The organism is Bacillus pinisoli, assembly GCF_023036475.1.
Lineage (GTDB): Bacteria > Bacillota > Bacilli > Bacillales > SA4 > Bacillus_BS > Bacillus_BS pinisoli.
In genome coordinates this window covers 232280-252708 of the sequence record NZ_JAJQKI010000004.1, presented here as the reverse complement: position 1 = coordinate 252708, position 20429 = coordinate 232280, and the positions used below count along the sequence as shown (strand labels likewise).

General features: G+C 36.4%; 24 protein-coding genes. 16 read left to right on the top strand and 8 right to left on the bottom strand.

The annotated features are described in order from the left end of the window. The first annotated feature begins 105 nt into the window (after positions 1–105). The 9 genes from dinG (at position 106) to LT143_RS08110 (ending at position 9660) form a co-directional block, all read left to right on the top strand. On the top strand, positions 106–2898 hold the full coding sequence (gene dinG, locus LT143_RS08150) for an ATP-dependent DNA helicase DinG (protein ID WP_246942128.1): 2793 nt from the start codon (positions 106–108) through the stop codon (positions 2896–2898). 71 nt (positions 2899–2969) lie between these two features. Further along, positions 2970–3809 carry a ComEC/Rec2 family competence protein gene (locus LT143_RS08145; protein WP_246942126.1) on the top strand — a complete coding sequence of 280 codons (840 nt, stop codon included), beginning with the start codon at positions 2970–2972 and terminating at the stop codon, positions 3807–3809. Between the two features lie 281 nt (positions 3810–4090). Further along, positions 4091–4261 carry a YpmA family protein gene (locus LT143_RS08140; RefSeq protein ID WP_246942124.1) on the top strand — a complete coding sequence of 57 codons (171 nt, stop codon included), beginning with the start codon at positions 4091–4093 and terminating at the stop codon, positions 4259–4261. A gap of 12 nt (positions 4262–4273) precedes the next feature. Further along, positions 4274–4744 (top strand): hypothetical protein, encoded by a 471-nt coding sequence (locus LT143_RS08135; RefSeq protein WP_246942122.1) that lies wholly within the window; start codon positions 4274–4276, stop codon positions 4742–4744. A gap of 15 nt (positions 4745–4759) precedes the next feature. After that, positions 4760–5947, top strand: a complete 1188-nt coding sequence (locus LT143_RS08130) for a pyridoxal phosphate-dependent aminotransferase (RefSeq protein WP_246942120.1) — start codon at positions 4760–4762, stop codon at positions 5945–5947. 183 nt (positions 5948–6130) lie between these two features. Beyond that, positions 6131–7423: an asparagine--tRNA ligase gene (gene asnS / locus LT143_RS08125; protein ID WP_246942118.1), complete on the top strand. Its 1293-nt coding sequence runs from the start codon at positions 6131–6133 to the stop codon at positions 7421–7423. Between the two features lie 336 nt (positions 7424–7759). Beyond that, complete coding sequence (locus LT143_RS08120) at positions 7760–8449, top strand: DnaD domain-containing protein (RefSeq protein WP_246942116.1); 690 nt, start codon at positions 7760–7762, stop codon at positions 8447–8449. A gap of 13 nt (positions 8450–8462) precedes the next feature. After that, positions 8463–9137, top strand: coding sequence for an endonuclease III (gene nth, locus LT143_RS08115; RefSeq protein WP_246942113.1), 675 nt, complete (start codon positions 8463–8465; stop codon positions 9135–9137). After that, entirely contained in the window at positions 9115–9660 is a 546-nt protein-coding gene (locus tag LT143_RS08110; protein ID WP_246942111.1) for a YpoC family protein, read from the top strand. Before nth ends, LT143_RS08110 begins: the two co-directional genes overlap by 23 nt. A gap of 34 nt (positions 9661–9694) precedes the next feature. Here the strand turns inward: LT143_RS08110 and LT143_RS08105 are convergent, their stop codons facing one another. Together LT143_RS08105 and recU are read right to left on the bottom strand one after the other, a co-directional pair. Next, the gene (locus LT143_RS08105) at positions 9695–12211 is read right to left on the bottom strand and encodes a transglycosylase domain-containing protein (RefSeq protein ID WP_246942109.1); all 2517 of its coding nucleotides are present in this window, start codon (positions 12209–12211) and stop codon (positions 9695–9697) included. 36 nt (positions 12212–12247) lie between these two features. Further along, positions 12248–12853, bottom strand: coding sequence for a Holliday junction resolvase RecU (recU, locus tag LT143_RS08100; protein WP_246942106.1), 606 nt, complete (start codon positions 12851–12853; stop codon positions 12248–12250). 200 nt (positions 12854–13053) lie between these two features. Between recU and LT143_RS08095 the strand changes: the two genes are divergently transcribed. The 3 genes from LT143_RS08095 to LT143_RS08085 all read left to right on the top strand — a co-directional run bounded on the left by LT143_RS08095 (position 13054) and on the right by LT143_RS08085 (position 15079). After that, positions 13054–14040 carry a DUF2515 family protein gene (locus LT143_RS08095; protein ID WP_246942104.1) on the top strand — a complete coding sequence of 329 codons (987 nt, stop codon included), beginning with the start codon at positions 13054–13056 and terminating at the stop codon, positions 14038–14040. A gap of 351 nt (positions 14041–14391) precedes the next feature. Continuing rightward, a complete protein-coding gene (locus LT143_RS08090; protein WP_246942102.1) occupies positions 14392–14658 on the top strand; it encodes a hypothetical protein in 267 nt (88 codons plus the stop codon). A 64-nt stretch (positions 14659–14722) separates the two neighbouring features. Then, complete coding sequence (locus LT143_RS08085; RefSeq protein WP_246942099.1) at positions 14723–15079, top strand: YppE family protein; 357 nt, start codon at positions 14723–14725, stop codon at positions 15077–15079. Between the two features lie 218 nt (positions 15080–15297). Here the strand turns inward: LT143_RS08085 and LT143_RS08080 are convergent, their stop codons facing one another. Together LT143_RS08080 and yppF are read right to left on the bottom strand one after the other, a co-directional pair. Next, positions 15298–15492 (bottom strand): hypothetical protein, encoded by a 195-nt coding sequence (locus LT143_RS08080; RefSeq protein WP_246942097.1) that lies wholly within the window; start codon positions 15490–15492, stop codon positions 15298–15300. A 97-nt stretch (positions 15493–15589) separates the two neighbouring features. Continuing rightward, complete coding sequence (gene yppF / locus LT143_RS08075) at positions 15590–15769, bottom strand: YppF family protein (protein WP_246942095.1); 180 nt, start codon at positions 15767–15769, stop codon at positions 15590–15592. Positions 15770–16240: 471 nt separating this feature from the next. On the opposite strand from yppF, the gene LT143_RS08070 reads away from it, so the two are divergent. Together LT143_RS08070 and LT143_RS08065 are read left to right on the top strand one after the other, a co-directional pair. Continuing rightward, a complete protein-coding gene (locus LT143_RS08070; protein WP_246942093.1) occupies positions 16241–16654 on the top strand; it encodes a YppG family protein in 414 nt (137 codons plus the stop codon). Between the two features lie 160 nt (positions 16655–16814). Further along, a complete protein-coding gene (locus LT143_RS08065; RefSeq protein WP_246942091.1) occupies positions 16815–18074 on the top strand; it encodes an MFS transporter in 1260 nt (419 codons plus the stop codon). On the opposite strand, the gene LT143_RS08060 is transcribed toward LT143_RS08065, so the two are convergent. Beyond that, on the bottom strand, positions 18071–18229 hold the full coding sequence (locus LT143_RS08060) for a hypothetical protein (protein WP_246942089.1): 159 nt from the start codon (positions 18227–18229) through the stop codon (positions 18071–18073). The genes LT143_RS08065 and LT143_RS08060 overlap by 4 nt on opposite strands. Positions 18230–18395: 166 nt before the next feature. Between LT143_RS08060 and LT143_RS08055 the strand changes: the two genes are divergently transcribed. Next, the gene (locus LT143_RS08055; protein ID WP_246942087.1) at positions 18396–18572 is read left to right on the top strand and encodes a YozQ family protein; all 177 of its coding nucleotides are present in this window, start codon (positions 18396–18398) and stop codon (positions 18570–18572) included. Between the two features lie 17 nt (positions 18573–18589). On the opposite strand, the gene LT143_RS08050 is transcribed toward LT143_RS08055, so the two are convergent. The 3 genes from LT143_RS08050 to LT143_RS08040 form a co-directional block, all read right to left on the bottom strand. Then, positions 18590–19162 carry a YitT family protein gene (locus LT143_RS08050; RefSeq protein WP_246942084.1) on the bottom strand — a complete coding sequence of 191 codons (573 nt, stop codon included), beginning with the start codon at positions 19160–19162 and terminating at the stop codon, positions 18590–18592. Positions 19163–19385: 223 nt separating this feature from the next. Beyond that, positions 19386–19637 (bottom strand): sigma-G-dependent sporulation-specific acid-soluble spore protein CsgA, encoded by a 252-nt coding sequence (locus LT143_RS08045; protein ID WP_246942082.1) that lies wholly within the window; start codon positions 19635–19637, stop codon positions 19386–19388. Between the two features lie 14 nt (positions 19638–19651). Beyond that, a complete protein-coding gene (locus tag LT143_RS08040; protein ID WP_246942080.1) occupies positions 19652–19849 on the bottom strand; it encodes a hypothetical protein in 198 nt (65 codons plus the stop codon). Positions 19850–20002: 153 nt separating this feature from the next. On the opposite strand from LT143_RS08040, the gene LT143_RS08035 reads away from it, so the two are divergent. Then, on the top strand, positions 20003–20362 hold the full coding sequence (locus LT143_RS08035; RefSeq protein WP_246942079.1) for a YuzC family spore coat inner layer protein: 360 nt from the start codon (positions 20003–20005) through the stop codon (positions 20360–20362). Positions 20363–20429: the final 67 nt, after the last annotated feature.

Below are 20429 nucleotides of genomic sequence, written 5' to 3'. Positions count from 1 at the left end.
GAAAGCAATGAAACTTGATCCTCCATTAATGATAATAGTAATTTCAGGATAATTATGTTATTTTTGAAGGAAGTATATGGACGTGTTCGCCGAGGTGGTTATATCATGCATCGATTTGTTGTAATTGATTTAGAGACAACAGGAAACTCTCCTAAAAAGGGAGACAAAATAATACAATTTGCAGCTGTGGTATATGAAAATGGTGAAATCATTCACCATTATTCAACGTTTTTAAATCCGTCTCAGCCTATTTCTCCTTTTATTGAGCAGCTAACTGGAATAAATGATGAAATGGTAGAGGATGCCCCTTTCTTTGAAGAGGTTGCTCCAATCATTTTAAATCTACTAGAGGACTCCTATTTTGTTGCTCATAATGTGATTTTTGATTTAAGCTTCTTACAAGAAGAATTGAGATTTGCTGGTTATGAACCGTTTTTGGGTCCTGTACTGGATACAGTGGAAATGACTCGATTTCTATATCCAAGCCTAAGCAGTTACAGACTTAGTGGATTATCGGAGCATTTTTCCTTCCAGCATGATCGTCCTCATCAAGCCGATAGTGATGCACAAGTTACTGCCTTATTATTGGATAGGTTATTGACTAAACTTACAACACTACCTTCTGTTACGATAAAAAAGCTTCTTGAGCTTTCTGCTAGTTTTACAAGTGATTTAGAGGATTTACTAGAAGACATTCTAATGAGCGACATAGGAAGAAAGAACGATAACCAGTTTGATATTTTGAACGGAATAGCTCTACGTAAGATACAAAACGATAACGGACGTAAAGAGCAAAAAAAGAAAGTCTCCTATCCAACAGCCAGAGAATCTTTTATAGAAAAGGTAAAGGCAAACCAACTATTCCTAGAAGGAGAAGTAAGAGAAGGTCAGCTGGATATGATGGATCTTGTCCAAAATGCTCTTCATAGTCGCGAACATGCATTAATTGAAGCAGGAGCTGGTCTTGGTAAAACAATGGCCTACTTGTTACCTTCTGCCGTCCACAGCATCTCAAAAGGAAAGCGAATGGTAGTAAGTACGAATACGGTCCAACTACAGCATCAGCTCATTCAGCGCGATATGCCATACTTAAAAGAAGCGTTACAAGTAGAAGTATCGGTTGCCGTGTTGAAGGGGCGCTACCATTATCTAAGCTTATTTAGATTTGAGCAGCTATTAAAAGAATCTGATGATAATTATGACAGCATACTCACAAAAGCAAAAATTTTGATTTGGCTTACTGAAACAGAAACGGGAGATGTAGAGGAAATTAATCTCCCTTCAGGTGGACAGTTTCTTTGGGAACGATTATCTACAGACTATTCCCAAACAGAACAGATAGCAAGCCATTGGCAGAACCGCTGTTTTTATCAGCAAATGAAAAGTAGGGCTGAACAAGCTGATCTAATTATTACCAATCATTCTATTCTATGTAAGGATATTTTTGAGGAGCCTTTTATTCCTGCTTATCAAGATGTCATTATTGATGAAGCACATCATTTTGCGGATATTGTTTCCGAATTTTTAGGCAAACAGCTTGATTATGTTTCCATTAATTATACATTGAGTAGATTAGGTACATTACATGAAGTTGGTATCATTAGGGAATTAAACAAGCTATTGAAGAAACGTATAGCGACTGTCCTCTATTCTCTTGATGAAAAGACAACTTTTTTAAAAACAGAGCTTGATGAATTATTTAGAATGTTAAGGTCCTACGCACTCTCTAAGGCAAAAAAAGATAACCGGGAAAGCAATCGAATTATTTATAAGTTTGATGCTGCTACACAAGAAGGAATGAAATGGAATGCCATTATTGAGTCAGTAAATCGAATCAGATTTTGCCTAGTGGATTCCATTACAATTATGAACCAGGTTACGATGAAGCTTGAACAGGAAAACTTAGTGAATAATAAACTGACTATGCTTGCAACGGATTTTAATCAAATAAGAGACCGCATGCATGACTGGAAAGAGAGCCTAATCCGCTTATTTTTATCTGAGCAAGATCAAAACGTAACATGGATGGAAATTGAAGAAAAAGGCGCCATTAACTCGACGGGTTTATTTATGCAACCTTTTGATAGTAGTGAGATGATTGCAGACCAATTATTATCTAAAAAAGACAGTGTCATCTTTACGTCTGCCACTTTAAGTGTACAGCAATCGTTTGAATTCATGGTAGGGAGGTTAGGACTTGTTGACTTCCAACCAATTAGAGCTTCTTTCCCATCTCCATTTGATTTCTCGGCTAAAGCGCAAGTGCTGATTCCGACCGATCTGCCAAATATAAAAGCAGTTTCCCATGAAGAGTATATACAAGCAATCTCAGCCCATATTGCAGCAATTGCAAGGGTTACAAGAGGGAGAATGTTGGTCTTATTTACTTCTTACGATATGCTAAGAAAAACCTTTTTCCAGGTAAAAGATCAATTTGAACTCGCCGGTATTACCTTAATTGGTCAAGGGATAAGCAGTGGAGGAAGGTCAAAAATTACTAAAACCTTTATGCAGAGTGAACAGGCTGTCTTATTTGGGACAAGTAGTTTTTGGGAAGGTGTCGATTTCCCTGGTGAGGCATTATCTTGTCTTATTATTATCCGACTACCATTTACACCACCCAGCCAACCACTATTTGAAGCAAAAGCAAGGCAATTAGAGAATAGAGGAGTAAATTCATTTAATGAGCTTTCACTTCCACAAGCGGTTCTCCGATTCAAACAAGGGTTTGGACGATTGATCAGAAGCAAGGAAGACAAAGGAGTCGTTTTTGTTTTTGATAAGAGAATTATCACAACTTGGTATGGTAAAACGTTTATAGAGTCACTACCTGAATTATCTGTAAAGAAAGGTAACCTACCTTCCTTACTTCAAGACGTAAAAAACTGGATTAACTAAGAAAAATATTTTTTTCATAGAAAATGGAAATATGACACATTATAATGCTAGACCTTTTTGGAGGGATTAGTATGAAAAAAGTCCTTTGGCTATTTTGTGTCGTAATTATGTTAACAGGATTTCAAGATCATCAAGATATACCGACAAAGATAGAAAAAGTAGACTTAAAATTAATGGGAGATGAGATCGCTTTTACTTTCATAAATCTTCCTGATGGTGAATCAACCGTCATTCAAAACGGGAAAGGTGAAGCCATTCTTATTAATACTGGTAATGATAATTCTAAAGCACAGCTAAAGAAGACTCTGGATTTATATGGAGTAACCTCAATTCAGAAAATAATCATTACTAGGCTAGGTGAAGACTATATAGGTAATCTTGATTGGTTGGTTAAGGAATACGCTGTTAAGAGTGTAGCAGTACCCTCATCTATTACTAAAGAAGACCTTCCAATTAACATACCTTTAGAAAACTGGGATGTAGGAAAGAAAGAGCTATTACCAGGACTACAGGCAAATGTGTTACAAGTAACAGATCAGGAGAAATCCATGAATATCTCTATGAAATTTGGCGATCACCGATTTTTATTTATGTCTATCGCAAGTAAGGTACTCGAGCAGGAATTAATCAATCAGAACACGTTGAAAGATGTAAATATTATTAAAGTGGCTGAATTTGCTGACAATAATGGGACATCTCAAGAATTATTAGAAGCTGTGGATCCACAAATAGCTATCATATTCAACAAGCAAAGCTTATACCCTAGTGCTGATGTACTCGAGAGGCTTCAAAACACTTGGATCGACATTTATTACACGAAACAGTTCGGTAATGTTACGATAAGGTGCACGGAAAATCACTATGAAGTCATTACTCTGACTGTCGAGAGTAGTAATTCTGTGGAGAACTAAAGGTTCCTTCCTACCAAGAGTAGGAAGGAGTTTGTTCTTTTACCCCACAAAACATTGTGCAACACCAAACGAAGCCATAAAAAAGACCTGATGCATGTAGCAACAGGTTGTAAGTGTGGGTAGAAGAAATTTTTATTTGAAAAGTGGTAGCGAACCATTTTACTTCTTACGTAAACTGCTATAATAGTGGTAACAACAATACTTACTTGTTGTAGTATTTATTGTTGCCTTAAAAGCTTTACATATAACTTGCAAAATTTGTGATTATCGGAGGAAATAAAATGGAAAGTAAGATTCAAGTATTATCAACAGTACGGATTAAACATTCTTCTGACCTATATAAAATTGTAGATAGCCTGAACCGTACATTAAAAAAGCAAGATCTCATGTTTGGACTAGCTTTAGATGAAAATGACCAAGAAACTGCCGTCTTTACTATATACCGTACATAAGGAAGCGCCATGATGAGAAAATGGATTGTATTTCTGATTGTTATTATAATCATTTCTGTCTGGACAACTATAGACACTTATCGATCAGCACATACATATCGTAATCAAATAACTGAAAAAGCTACAGCCACTGTAAAAAAACAAGAGCCTGGTTTATCCGTTAACGAAGTAAGTTTTTATAACGGAACGAAAGCTTACACCATAATATATGGTACAGTCGATGAACAAGAACAGATCTTCTGTGTGCCTTCAGAACAAGAGGATGAGATTATTGTGGTGAACCCTAAGAAAGGCATTACTGCTAATGAAGCCATTAATATCTTGAAAAATGATCGAAATCCTGTGGAGATAAAATCAATTAACTTAGGTATTGAACAAAATGTGCCTATCTGGGAAATTATTTATGTAGACCAAAAGAATCGATACTCATATTACTATGTAACATTTAAAGACGGTGAATTTATTAAAAGGTATACACTTTAAGGAGGAACATTCGAGATGGAATTAGCAAAGAGAGTAGCAGCACTTACGCCTTCTTCTACGTTAGCCATTACTGCAAAGGCACAAGAGCTAAAAGCACAAGGCCATGATGTAATTGGATTAGGAGCGGGTGAGCCGGATTTTAATACACCTGAACATATCATACAAGCTGCCGTTGAAGCTATGAACGAAGGACATACTAAATACACTCCAACTGGTGGATTAGCAACATTAAAGCAACAAATTATCAACAAGTTTGAAAAAGATCAAAACTTAACTTATCTACCGTCGGAAATTATTGTGTGTTCTGGTGCAAAACATGCTCTATATACACTGTTTCAAGTTATTCTTAATCCAGGTGATGAGGTCATCATCCCAACTCCATACTGGGTTAGTTATCCTGAACAAGTAAAGCTTGCAGAAGGTACACCAGTATATATTGATGGATTAGAAGCCAATTCATATAAGATTACTCCAGAACAAATTAAGGAAGCTGTTACAACGCGTACAAAGGCGATTATTATTAATTCACCTAGTAACCCAACAGGAATGATTTATTCTGCCGAAGAACTCAAAAAAATTGGTGATGTTTGCCTGGAACATAATATTCTCATTATCTCAGATGAAATTTATGAGAAGCTAGTGTATGGTGACAATCGCCATGTTTCTATTGCAGAATTAACTCCTGAATTAAAAGAACAAACCATTATCATCAATGGTGTTTCAAAATCACATTCCATGACAGGTTGGAGAATAGGGTATGCTGCAGGTAATAAAGAAATTATCAATGCAATGACGAACCTAGCGAGTCATAGCACATCAAACCCTACTTCTATTGCACAATACGCGACCATTGCTGCCTATCAGGGTCCACAGGAAGCAGTAGAAACCATGCGAATAGCTTTCGAAGAGAGACTAAACATTATTTATGATAAATTGGTTCAAATTCCAGGCTTTACTTGTATTAAGCCTCAAGGTGCATTTTATTTATTCCCTAATGCTTCAAAGGCTGCAGAGTTAAGTGGTTATGCTTCTGTAGATGAGTGGGTAGCGGGACTGCTAGAGGACAAAAAAGTAGCAGTTGTTCCGGGGTCTGGATTTGGATCACCTGATAATATCAGACTCTCTTATGCCACATCATTAGAACATCTAGAAAAAGCAGTTGATCGGATGCATAGCTTTATGACAGAAAAGGTTAAGGGCTAAATTTAGCCCTTTTCCTTTTCAATAGGCTCTTTTAGCATATATTTTGCTTTCAAGTATAATGTCTTTTACATTTCATCTAGAAAGTAGCCTTTCAAAAACACATGCGGTTGTGTATCTGATTCATCATCATATATAATATAGGTTATACATATTTATGGTATTTAGCTTTAGGAGGAAATTTTAGTGAAAACAACAATAGCAGAAGTAGGAAAACATGTAGGACAAGTAGTAACAATTGGAGCATGGATTTCTAATAAACGTTCAAGTGGAAAAATCGCCTTTTTACAACTGCGAGACGGTACTGGCTTTATGCAAGGAGTAGTAGTGAAGAGTGAAGTGGAAGAGAGTGTGTTTGATGCTGCAAAGTCAGTAACACAGGAAAGCTCTATTTATGTAACAGGAGAAGTTAGAGTGGATGAGCGTTCTCCATTTGGTTTTGAGTTAGGTGTTCAAAATATTGAAGTCATTCATGAGTCAGTTGACTATCCTATTACGCCTAAGGAGCATGGTGTTGAATTCCTAATGGACCACCGCCATTTATGGTTACGTTCAAAGAAACAACATGCCATCATGAAGATAAGAAATGAAGTAATACGTGCTACTTATGAATTCTTTAATAACAATGGGTTTGTTAAAGTAGATCCACCAATCCTAACTGGAAGTGCGCCAGAAGGGACTACTGAATTATTCCATACTAAATATTTTGATGAGGATGCTTACCTTTCCCAAAGTGGGCAGCTCTATATGGAAGCTGCTGCAATGGCGTTAGGGAAAGTTTTCTCGTTTGGACCAACATTCAGAGCAGAGAAGTCTAAAACTCGCCGTCACTTAATTGAGTTTTGGATGATTGAACCCGAGATGGCATTCTATGAGTTTGAAGATAACCTCAAAGTTCAAGAGGATTATGTTTCTTACATCGTTCAATCCGTCCTACAAAACTGTAAGCTAGAGCTTGGAGTATTAGAACGAGATGTGACTAAGCTTGAGAACATTAAAGCTCCTTTCCCTAGAATTACGTATGATGATGCAATTGAGTTCTTAAAGGAAAAAGGCTTTACTGATATTGAGTGGGGAGATGACTTTGGGGCTCCACATGAAACGGCTATTGCCGAAAGTTATGATAAGCCAGTTTTCATTACTCATTATCCAACATCTTTAAAGCCTTTCTATATGCAACCACACCCAACTCGTGAAGATGTTGTACTATGTGCAGATTTAATTGCACCAGAAGGGTATGGAGAAATCATTGGTGGTTCGGAAAGACTTCATGACCACGAAATCTTAAAACAGCGTTTAGAAGAACACGGACTAATGGAAGGTGCGTATAAGTGGTACCTTGAGCTTCGTCAGTATGGTTCTGTTCCTCATTCTGGTTTTGGACTTGGTTTAGAGAGAACAGTTGCTTGGATTAGTGGTGCTGACCATGTACGTGAAACAATTCCGTTCCCAAGACTTTTAAACCGTTTATATCCATAATAATTTTCTTGAGAGCCCTTTTAGGGCTCTTTTTCTAGCTTTTATTATTTAGCTGTGTTAAAGGATATTGTTGATTTTTGCACTGTTGATTGAAGTGAAGGGATGCGAGACTCCTGCGGGAGAGCGTGGTAAGGGAGACCCCACAGGCGGGAAGCGCCGAGGAGGCTCCCGAACCCGCCCGCGGAAAGCGAGTGTCCCGAAACGAAAATCAACACTGAAGTTTAACAGAGCCTATTATTTAGAGTGAACATACAAGGGAGCCAAGTTTTACTATCAAACCAAGAGAGAAATTCATGATATACTTAAATCTGAATGGATGAAGTAGGGGTGGTAATGTTGAAAAAGGAAAAGATGATTGAATGGTTTGAGCAGGGAAGTCTTTCAATACCTAGACTCTTACTTAATAATTACGTAACACTTGGTCTAAATGAAATTGAATTTATGTTAATTATTCATGTTCATTCCTATATAGAAAAAGGGAACAACTTTCCTACTCCTAACGAGATCGCCAGCCGAATGACATTACCTGTTAATCAATGTACGGACACTTTACGAAAGCTTTTACAAAAAGGTTTCTTAAAGATAGAAGAGAGTGACAATGGTAGTGTAAGAGGGGAACGATATTCGCTACAACCACTTTGGGAAAAAATGCTCATTTTATTTCTGCAGGATTCAAAAGAAGAAGACAAGCAGAATAGAAGAAGCTTGGAGTCTAGATTATATAGTCTTTTTGAAAGTGAATTTGGTCGACCATTATCGCCAATTGAAATCGAGACATTGTCAATATGGTTAGATCAAGAAAACCATGATCCATTATTAATAAAGGCAGCCTTACGTGAAGCTGTATTATCAGGTAAAATGAATTTTCGCTATATAGATCGAATCCTATTTGAATGGAAACGAAATGGTGTCACATCTGTAGAGAAGGCGAATGAATATGGACAAAGAGTAAGACAGCACCAGCAGTCTAAAATTCGTCAAAATCAGGCGAAAACAGGTTCTTTTCATTGGCTAGAACAAGAATAAAGGGTGAGTAACTATGCTTAATAAACAGCAAATACGTTTTTGCTTAGACACAATGGGTGAGATGTTTCCGGATGCACACTGTGAACTGAATCACTCTAATCCATTTGAACTCGTTGTTGCTGTTAGCTTATCAGCTCAGTGCACAGATGCGCTTGTTAATAAGGTAACGAAGGATTTGTTTCAAAAATATAAAACGCCAGAAGATTATTTAGCAGTGTCGGAAGAGGAGTTACAGCATGATATTAGGTCTATTGGGCTTTTCCGTAATAAGGCGAAAAACATTAGAAAGCTAAGCCAAATGCTGATTGATGACTATGGTGGCATTGTACCAAAAGACCGTGATGAACTGACCAAGCTTCCTGGTGTAGGTAGAAAAACAGCTAACGTTGTGGTATCGGTAGCATATGATATACCTGCTATTGCCGTAGACACACATGTGGAGCGTGTTAGTAAGAGACTCGCGATCTGCCGCTGGAAGGACTCCGTATTAGAGGTTGAAAAAACATTAATGAAAAAGGTGCCAGAAGAAGAATGGTCGGTGACACACCATCGAATGATCTTTTTTGGTCGTTATCATTGCAAGGCCCAGAATCCTCAGTGTGAGGTATGTCCTTTATTGGATGTATGCAGAGAAGGTCAAAAGCGAATGAAGGGTGGTAGGAAGAGTGAGGGAGCAACTGTACGTTAACGTTCCAAAAGCTTTTCTCCATCCTCTTTTCTTTAAAGAGAAGAGCCAAATTGTTATTGAAAATTTAGGTGAGCTTCAATCATTTCATATTTTAGAACATAGTTATCTTTTTTTATTTGATTTACTTAACATACAAGGGATAGAAGCATACATGCCCTGGGAAGATAAAAAAAGGTCTGTACCACTTCTATTAGATGCATGGGAGAAATACAAGCCTCTTTTAAAAGAGTGGTTTGCAAACAGAAAGCGAAGGGAAGCAAAGCCATTCATGATAAAGGCGATTGCCTTCTTTATCATGGCAATCCATTGGACTAATAAACAGCCGGTGCATTCTCTAATTGATTGGAAAATAGAGTTGCAACGATTACCTTACCAGACTGTTAACTGTATTGAACGATTGGAGTACATATTGGGGGCACCCGATCATTACCATTCTTTTATTCAGTTATCGGAGCTTTTTGAGGAATTAACGAAACAATATTACCTTTCTATATTAAAAGAGAAAAACAGCCCAAGATCCTAATCTTAGGCTGTTTTTCATTTATCTTATAAGTTGTTTAGTCGTCATTGTTATTATTACCGTTTCCATTGCCTGAATTACCGTTGCCACCTGTATTACCATTACCTTGGCCATTTCCACTCTCATTTTCCTCGTTTTCTCCCTCAGTTTCCTCATCATCTTCATCTGGAATGAGGTCTAATTCATCCTCTAACGATGCAGGAATTTCAATGACAACTTCAATAGAATCACTTCTATTTTCAGGATCATCCTGTCTATATGCCGTTATTCTAAAGTGATATATTGCTTGAGGAATTGGTTTTTGAACAATGAGTCCAAGTTCTTGAACGGTTTCTAATAATTCAAAAGGTCCTTCGTCTACGGAGTATTCAACTTCGAACACAATACCTTCTCTTCGTTCAGCCGGGTAATTCCATCTTAAAGTAATTTCATCAGTCTCAGGACTATACGCAATAGATGGTTCTGTTGGTGCATCTATCTTTCTATACTGTTCAGAAATCTCGGTCGGTTCTGTTCCTTTAATAAAGTATTCCTTCACGATTTGATCATCAGGCGTATATTCACTTGGTAGCTTTGGAGGATTCGTACCTTTTTCAACAGCAACCTGAACGACACTATTCGGTTTAACAAAATCACCTGTTTCTTTCCCTTCAGATACTTTGGATACGACTGCTTTAAACAATTGCTTAGCGATTGCTTTTTCATTACTGCTTAGTATATATCCTTTTTCAGGTGTATCATATCCAGTCCAAACAGCGGCTGTATATAAAGGAGTATAGCCGGCAAACCATATATCGTTTACCCCACCGCTTTTAATATCATATTTCTTCTTTACATCAGATGGGAAGTTAGTGGTACCAGTTTTACCTACAACTGGTAATCCAGAAATGTTAGCACTTGTACCTGTGCCTTCTGTCACTACTGATCTCATCATATCGGTAACCATAAATGCAGTGGACTCTTTCATAGCTGTCACTGATTTTGGCTTTAGGTCAGTCTCTGTTCCATCCATGAAAACAACCTTTGTAACAGCATGTGGCTTATTATAGATACCTTTATTACCGAATGCACTGAATGCTCCAGCTAACTCGAGAGGGGAAGTACCATTAAAGCCACCAATGGAATGGGACTCGAAAACATCTCCAACACGAATGCCAAGTGTAGAGGCAAATTCACCTGCACGGTCAGCGCCAACCTCTTGGAATGTTTTTAAAGCCGGGATGTTTCTTGAATCTGCTAAAGCTTGGCGAATTGACATCTGGCCTTTATGTTTCCCATCATAGTTTTTAATAGATGATCCGTCAGAATAGGTATAAGGTTCATCTACAATTTGTTGATAGGTTGACCATTGAAGATATTCAATAGCAGGTCCATAGTCAATAATTGGTTTAATCGTTGAGCCAGGTTGACGATCAATGGCAGTGGCATAATTAAACCCTCGAGAAACATTGGAGTTTCTACCTCCACCAATCGCTTGAATTTCTCCAGTTTGTGTATTTATTAACGCAATACCTGCTTGAAACTCTTCATTTGGATATTCAATTATATCATTTGTATTTAACGCTTGTTCCACATATGTTTGTGCTGCTGGATCTAGCGTCGTGTGAATTTCTAACCCAGCTGATGAAACATCAATGTCTCCTAATTCAGCAAGTTCTTTTAAGACCTGATCAATAAAGGCATCATATGGTTGTGGGTCTTTTTGCCCCTGAACGAGGGTACTTTGGACTGGGATTGCTTTTGCTTCTTCTGCTTCTGCTTCCGTAATAAAGCCATGTTTCGCCATAAGTGTTAAGACAATATTACGACGCTTCTGAGCAGCTTCTGGATGTTCAAAAGGATTATAGTTATTAGGACTTTGCGGCATTCCTGCAATCATTGCCGCCTCATGTATCTCTAAGTCTTGAAGCTTTTTTCCATAGTATGCTTCCGCAGCAGATGCAACTCCATAAACTTGACCATAAGATGGGATACTAGATAAATAAATCTTATTTGCATACATTTCAAAGATTTGTTCTTTCGAATACTTTTGTTCTAACCTTATCGCAAGCCATTGTTCTTGAACCTTACGTTCAATGGTTTTGTCAGGAGTTAAAAAGGATAGCTTTACTACCTGTTGAGTTAATGTACTCGCACCTTCAGCGCCGAACCCCTCTTGAAAGTTTGCAATGACTGCCCCTACTAGACGTCTTAAGTCAACGCCATTATGATCATAAAAACGAATGTCCTCAACAGCTAAAATGGCATTCTCCATGAGTTTAGGAATTTCGTTGTAGTTGACATGTGTTCGCTTTTCAATACCTATCTCAGCAAATTTATTTCCGTCTTTATCTAATAATTTAGAAGATACTGCGTCTGTTAATAATGCTTCGTCAATCGGAGGTGCATCTTTAACTAGAGCAAAGAATGTAATTCCTCCCGCAAGTATACCAATGATACCGAGTATAAAAAAAGCAATAATAACCTTTTTTAATAATGAGCCAGCAGAATGATTCTTTTTCTTTGAATTCTTTTTTGCTTGTTTCAATTCTGCTCTCGATTTGTTTTGTGCCATGCTAGTTTCCTGCCTTTCAACGTAAAACTACAAAAATTAATTAAAATACAGCTGTTCCAAAACAGCAATATAGTGGATACGAGGTTGATACCCAATCGGAATTTTGTAGCCTTTTTCTTCAATTTCTGCCTTTGTCATTGATTTACGGCCACCATTCATTTGGCGCGACCAAAAGTTTAATAAATATGAGGCTTCAAGTAGAAAAATCTCATCTGTTGAACTAAATCGTAAAATGACAAAGCAAATACCACCCTGGTCCAAAACCTGCTTCATGTGATCAATTTGATGCTGATGGAAATTTTGAAGTGGAAAGGAGGTACTGTTCTTAGTTTCCTTTGCTTCAAAATCAATATACCTTCCTTTAAAAATTCCATTATAGTCAGTAGTAGAGGCTTGTTTAAAATAGGCTTCTTTAATGACTGCAGCACTTCTACTTGGGTAATCAACTTGAACAATTTGCACCGGTGTCGGCTTTTTATGAATAACCGCAATTTGTCTTTCTAGATAATAAGTATTCGTATCATTCAGATCTTCTTCGAGGGTCATTCCACGATTACTAAATGAAAATTTCTTTTCTGCCTGACTTTTTTTCGCTATCTTACTTGTTTGATAAACCTTTCCGTTCGGATATCGAATTGACATAATTATCTCCTCCAAGCACGAGGGTACATCTTATAGACGTATGGACAAAGAAAGAAGTTTCAAGAACAAAAACTCTATTTGTATGTACCTCGCAAGCCTACTAAGTATCATACCAAAAAATGAATAAAAAAGGTTGTGAAATTACATATTGATATAATTCACACAATTGGTGGGAGGATAAGGAGAAGAGGTGAAAAGGTATGGTGAGGACCATTCATATATCAAATGAAGAAAAACAAATTGCTGGTCACATTAAGGCGTTTGTGAACCTCCAGAACAAAGATAATATTACGAGGACAAATACCTATGCTCAATATTTTAAACGTAATCCGGAAGTAAAATGGGCTTTTTTAGCTAGTATGGTTTCAAGGAATGCTGGTTGGAATATGTGTGATCTAAAAGGAGATTGGTTTCCTAAAATTCTTTCAAAAGAGCTAAGAAAAAGATTGTTTTTAACTTACGAGCGCGCGAATTGGCTTATTTTCTCAGATGCGTATCCTCAATTATATATTTATGAGCTTTCCAAAAGTCTTAAGCAAGATTTGACACATTTACTACCGGTCTTTAATATATCATCCTTTATGAGTAGAGCATGGACTGAATTTTTAGAGTGTGGAGATGAAGAGAACTTATTAATTTCTTTAATTATAAATGAACAAAATCTAATTCAAAGACCTGTTCTTGAAAGTCCCTTATATCAAAAGGAAGTATTTAACACATGGTTATTTATGTTGCAGGACTGGCTCCATTTTAGTGTGGTATTATTTCCAACAAGAAAAGGTGAACTGTATGGAAGTTCGGTTCATGATTTTAAGAAGGTGGATGATCGAATTGAACTTGGAAAGAGATTAGCAAAGATCCTATTTCACCCAGAGCTAGTAAATGACTTTATTGATTTCTCGGACAAAGTTCCTCATACTGGGTCAAGGCATGATTATGAACAGTTTGTGTTTAAAGAAAAAAAGACGGACACTCCGACTTTACGTTCATCTTTCCCGGTTATTCAGCATCATCGAAAGGATAGAGCTGGGTGGGGGGCAACGGATCAACAAATTGAAAAATGGAAGAAAGACTATAAAAGAACTTTAACTAAGATACACATTAATGACTGGTACAAGAAGAAGCAAGAACAACTTCATGCGGGTATTAACTTAGACTCCATGATTACAAATTTTTTTACAAAGTAATTGGAATGTAAGTGGTTAGTGAAAAGTAAGACAATGGGAAAACAATAAAAGCAAGGAGGTGACCCCTTGCTTTTGTTTATCAGGTAGAAGGACGATTAGGACCTTCCATTTTTTTGTTCCCATAACCCGTTTTTGTTTCTTCTATATTCTTATTAGTTGGATTTGCGTTGTTTTCCTTTTTGTTTGTCATGAACAGACACCTCCTTCTGTTTAGTTTTTAACGAGCTAACCGTTTTCATTCTTCTTTTTTCTTGTCGATATTTTGTTGAGAAACAGTCGGAAACCACTTTCTTTGCCGAACGGACACTAGTTTTGTCAAGCGTAAAGGATGATGAGGAAGCGCTGTAGAATATGGATGTAACGAAAATAGGTGGAGGGATTCAAGTGAATAAAATCGTTTCGATGGATCTAATTGAACAGGCTTTTGATGAAGTGCTTTCTGCCATTGAGCATATGGAAGAAACAGTGGAGTCCCATACGGAAATTGAAATCAATCAAGTGAAAATCGTGCAGCAGGAAAAGGTCGAATTTATCCAATCACAACTTTCTAAGGTTGAAGCTATAATGAGCAAAAAAGAAAGAGTTAGACCGTCATTTAAGTTTGCTCTAGGTAGATAGGTTGATAAAACCTATATTATAACGGTATGATAGTAAACAATACCGTTATAATGTAGGTGAAAAAATGAATGAATTATTAACACATACTAATCAATTACTACAATTAAATGAACAATTGGACTCTATATATGAGAATGTAAAAGAGACAGGTGAATCTCCAGATTTTTTTGAGACAGTTAAACCTCATGCAGATCAAGTAAGAGATGTGTTAGAAGTATGGGAAGTGCATGTACTTGAATGGATTGCGAAAACCAAGCCGAAATACTTTCATAAGCAACAGGTTGAAAATTTAAAAGAAAACATAACAGCTGTTTCGGTACAAGCATTCTTTCCTGCTACTAGTAAGAAGCGTTTTAAGGAGTTAATTCGATCAAATCAATATAACCTTGAATCCATCGTCCAAAAGATAGAGACAAAATAATAGGCTCTTTTTGTATAAATTCTTACTTTCGTAAAAATCCAAATAGCCGGATTTTTACTTACTAGTACAGAGTCTTCTACTTTTCATCTTGAAAGTCGCTTTTTTCTAAACGATAAATACGTCATTTTACGTTTAAGATAAGCGTAACTTTAGATAAACTAGGGTTAAAAGCGAAAAGAGCAAAATAAAAAGAGCCAAGAGGCTCTTTTATTTTGCTTTTATTTATAAGCATTCTCTTCTAAATCACTGTCCTTGGTTACTTCCATAGAAACAGCAGGTCGTTCAGCTGTTGCTACAGGCTCAATATTATATTCCACATGTTCAGTGTTCTTAGATTGAACCTGTTCACCACTTAAAGGTAGTTCTCGGTCATGACCCTTTGTTTTATGCTTAAATGATTTACCTCGTCCCATCGTGTTCACTCCCTTATTAAGGATACATTATTAATGTGCTTAAATAAGGCCAATTTCACTAAGGTAACTTTTGTCATGAGTAAATTGTTTAGGTGAATTAGATCGTTGGGGTGTTATTTAACAGTTCCTCTATTTCTTTTACAATTCCTCGGTATTCGATAATAGTAAGCTCTCCCCTTATATAGGATACCTTAGCAAACTGTAGTAGATCCGAATCGTCTTGTGGTTCTTTATTATTACTGGAGATAAACCTCATGTGTAATTCTTTTACATTCATACAAGCACCCCCTGTTTGTTTAGCTATATGGTAACACAGAAGGAGGACGAATCAGTTTTGTTTAAAAATTTAGTCTTCCGACAATATTTGCGCCATCCGTCGATATTAGAGCACTTTAACGAAGGCTCTTTTCTAAAACTTTGTTGCTTTTTAACCTATTTCAGCTAGAGTTGAACTTACTTTTAACGTTAAATGTATTATTTATCGTTTAGAAAAGAGCAACTGTTTAGATGAAAAGCAGGTCACTTAAACTAGTGTGTGGAAATCCAGTTTTTGGGATTTTTACGAGGCAACAATCTATACGAAAAAGCCTTAACGAATATGCCATTTAACTTTTCATTCACACATCAGCATTCCTTATTCATAAACTACTAATAAATAGGCTTCTGTTGATTATGTATGTACACTAATACATTGTAAAAATTTTGAGTAAGCCTTTATTAATTATATTTCTTAAGGAGGATTTATCTGATGCTAGGTCTAAAACAACGAAGAAGGATGGTCAGGAACCCTTTTATGCCAAATCAGTCAATGCACCCTTATTATAACTATCAGCAGAACCAATTTGTTAATCCACAACAAATGTACCCATATCAAGGGGGCCAAGCAAATTATGTATCTTATGGTAATAACCCAAATCAAAATCTAAACTTTATGAATGCCCAGAATCAAATTCCGTTTCAAATGCCGTATCCAAATCAGCAAACGAAGCCTCAACAAGCACAGTCAACAGGCTTCCAATCCATTCTTAATCAATTCAAGACAAAAGAGGGTGGATATGACGTTAATAAGATGATGGATACTGCTGGTCAGATGATGAATACCATGAGTCAATTAAATGGTATGTTTAAGCAGGTAGGGTCCATTTTTAAACCTAAGGTGTGAGTATGGAGTAGAGAATATTCTCTGCTCTTTTTTTATATTTCTTAAATAATTTAGTTGTTCAGATTTTTAAATTTATCTTGCAAGTTACTCATTACAGGAGTAAACTCCTTTTAGAAACTATTTCGAGACTCGAAAATTCACTGAAAGAAGAGGAACTCCAATGAAGTATTCAATGGACATCATCAAGAGGAATGAAAGGTTAAGTACTTGGAATGGTGCTGCCTCCATTATTGCACAAAGCTTTATGATGAGTTTTATCCCCTTATTTGCTATTCAGGTTCTTGGTGCTTCCAACTTTCAAATAGGACTGATAAGCTCCATGCCTTCTCTAATGACAATGCTAGCCATGATACCAGGGGCTATTTGGATAAGTCGTTTAGAGTTGAAAAAAGCTTTTACAGCCTATAGTATTTTTGCCGCAAGATTTGGATTGTTTTTAATCAGTTTAATTCCTTTCATTCCATATACGAACCATGCTTGGATATTAGTTGTATTTATAGGCTTACTAAACTTTCCGAATGCACTTGCAACCTTATCATGGCAATCCTTTATTGGAGATTTAATTCCTGATGAGAGAAGAGGTAAGTTTTTTAGTCAAAGAAGTCAAATCCTAACGATTGTTGGGATGATAACGACTTTCATTACCGGAGCATTATTAAATATTTTTGATAAGACGGATCCTGTTCCTTACCAATGGATTTTCTTACTTGGATTCTTGTTTGGAATTTTAGAAGTTTATTACTTAATTAAGCATACTGAGATCAAAAAGACAGTCAAAAAACAGAATGCTCTCAGTATGAAGATGATTTCGGGAATATTCCAACATAAACCGTATCTTTATTTCTTAATATGTGCGATTATTTTCAACTTTGGCTGGCAAATGGCTTGGCCATTATTCAATATTTATCAAATAAATGATGCTCATGCCACAGCTTTTTGGATTAGCGTGTTTACAGTAGCCAACCAGATCTCACAAATTGTGAGTTATAAGTGGTGGGGGAGATTTTCTGACCGTTATGGAAATACAGTGATGTTGTTTATTGCTGCTATGGGGATTGGAACGGCACCATTTTTAACCATACTTTCTACTAACTTATATTACTTAGCCCTAACGAATCTTTGGACGGGGACTTTTGTTGCGGGAACAGTTATGCTCCTGTTTAATCAATTATTACGTGTTTCTCCTGAAGAGAATCGAACAGCGTTTTTAGCAAATTATAATTTCCTTATTGCATTAATGGGCTGTATTGCACCTCAAATAGGAGTATGGCTTCTAGAACTGTATGGAGTACATTTCGCTATGACGTTTTCATCGATTATACGTTGGTTAGGGGCATTCTCGTTTTTAGTGGTGGTTTATATAGAATATAAATCTAGGAAAAAAGAGAAGGCACTCAAAGGGCCTTCCATATCAGTTTAGGGTTTGCTTTGCTCGCGATCTAGATATCGTTTCCCAAGGAGAGCAAATACTTCATTATAGGAAAGTCCTGATTGGGCATTCAATCTTTTCACTTCTTCAACATCAGTTTGACTGTATTGCTTGGTTGAAAATGGATAGGGTTTTTCTTTATTCATGACTACTCCACCTCCTGTTTTTAGGTTGCCCACGAATTCATTTGAATATTTTTCTTAAAGCAGTCAAACGCTATTTAAGAATAGAGGCTCTTTTCTAAGACATGGTTGCATTTTAACCTAATCTATAAGAAAAGAGCCAAGAAAAATAATTAAAGGTGGGAACAATATGGCTAAAAAAGAAGAACTTGCAGGAAAGCAATTTGATCCTTCTTTTTATGAAAACGCTAATGAAGTAGAAGCAGGGTTAGCGACTACTCATGAACAAGCAACAGATTCTTATATTGAGGGAACTGTTGATGGAAACGTAGATAAACAAAATAGCTCATCACGGAAAAAGAAATAACGCCAGGCTTCCTGGCGTTATTTTTCTGTATAAGAATAAGTGCAGTAGGTAGTAAATAAGGCCACAAAACTCACCGCTAGAATTGAATGTAACAAGGAAGCAGTCTCGACCAGCTGACTCCCAGTCATAATAATAAAGAAATCAAATATAAAAATGATGACCCCAACATTTAAAGGGAGAATGGTTGAGAAAAATTGAGCCAGCAAATCTAAACCACCTGTGCTTGTTTTATATCTAAGCATTAGACCAATACCTATACCAATTAAAGAACCCCCAATAATGGCACTTGTTAAGATTGGAACATGAAAGGCAGTACGTAATGGCTTTAATATGTCAATGAAAAAGGAAGAAAGTAATAACCCATGAATGCTGGAAAAGAAATATCCTCTGTTATAGAAATATGTAAAAATATATATAGGACAACTTAAGATAATAATGGTTAATCCAGTTTCAAACCCCCACTTATATTTAGCAATTAATCCTACACCAATCATGCCGCCTTCCATTAAATGAAAGGGAATTAAAAACCCGTTAACTCCAATACCAATTAAAATGCTCCCTACTGTAACAGCGATTATTCGTTCAAACAAAACACATACCATTCCTCTCAGGTTGCTGTCTAAGTCAATTATATGTACAGGCATCCTCAGTAAGAACTTGTAATGCTAGGGTTCTATTTATTACGGTGTCTTTAGTTTTGTTACTCTTTAAACATTGAATCAATCGATTACTTTTCACACTTCTTGCTTTTTTCTAAGTAAACAAAAAACCACCCTAAGGTGGAATTTATTTTCGTTCAAATACTCAAAAAACTTATATTAATAATTCGTATACATGGTTTAGTTCAGACATCCTTGTGTAGTCTTGTTCATCTAATGCATGGTCAATTTCTGATGGTAATATCCTGTTTAAGAAGTGAGTTTCCTCTTGATCCAGTGATCTTACGAAAGCTAACTCTCCTTCAGAGGCAGCCTGTTTTAGTTTTACATAAATGTTTCTAGACAGTGCGTAATCTTCTGTATAGTTAGATAGAACTTCCCTTAAATAGGCAAGTGTAGTATCCAATTGATTCAACTCCCTTAAGAATTTCGAAAAAACTTATCTAGTTCTTCACGTTCATTTTTAGTATTCGTTTCAGTGTAGTAAGGATTATCCTCTTTAGGGCTATCTGAATCTAAGTTAGTCTTAATGGCGAAAATTGGAGTTTCTGTCGGCTTAGCAATTACTCTATCTGACAAAGAATCAAAGTCTGGCATTTCTTTATTATATTTCGTCATGAAATCACCTCCAGTCTTATTGTCCGTATCGTTTAAATTAATATTCCATTATTTTTCTTTAGGCTGTTTACGTAAAAATATTCCATATAAGAGGATTCTTTCCCAAGCCTTTTTACATACAGTGTAGGAGTATAGAATATAAGGAGGATGTACATGACAATACAAAGGGAATATCAATACTTCGGTGGACAACCATGGAACAGATACACAACCGGTCGGCAATATCCTGAAGTTGATACCACCATGTTCACAGAGTCAGCAGATGCGTTTAAGCAATTATTAAGAGATGCATCGACCGTACTGGATAAACTTGCAGATGATAAAAACTTTGCGTATAAAGTGATGAATGCAGCACAACATTCCGAAACAGAAAAAGTAGTAAATCTAATTGAATCGACAGGGATTAAATCAGATGTGACAACTAAATTCAATCCAGACGAACTTATTATGAAATTTAATAATCAGTCTCATGGAACAGACTGCTGCATTCTAACCATGGCATTAAAATGGTAGTGAAAGGTCCTTACTTAACCAGTAAGGACTTTTCTATTTTTAGACAATCTTACTATCAATTAGTAAT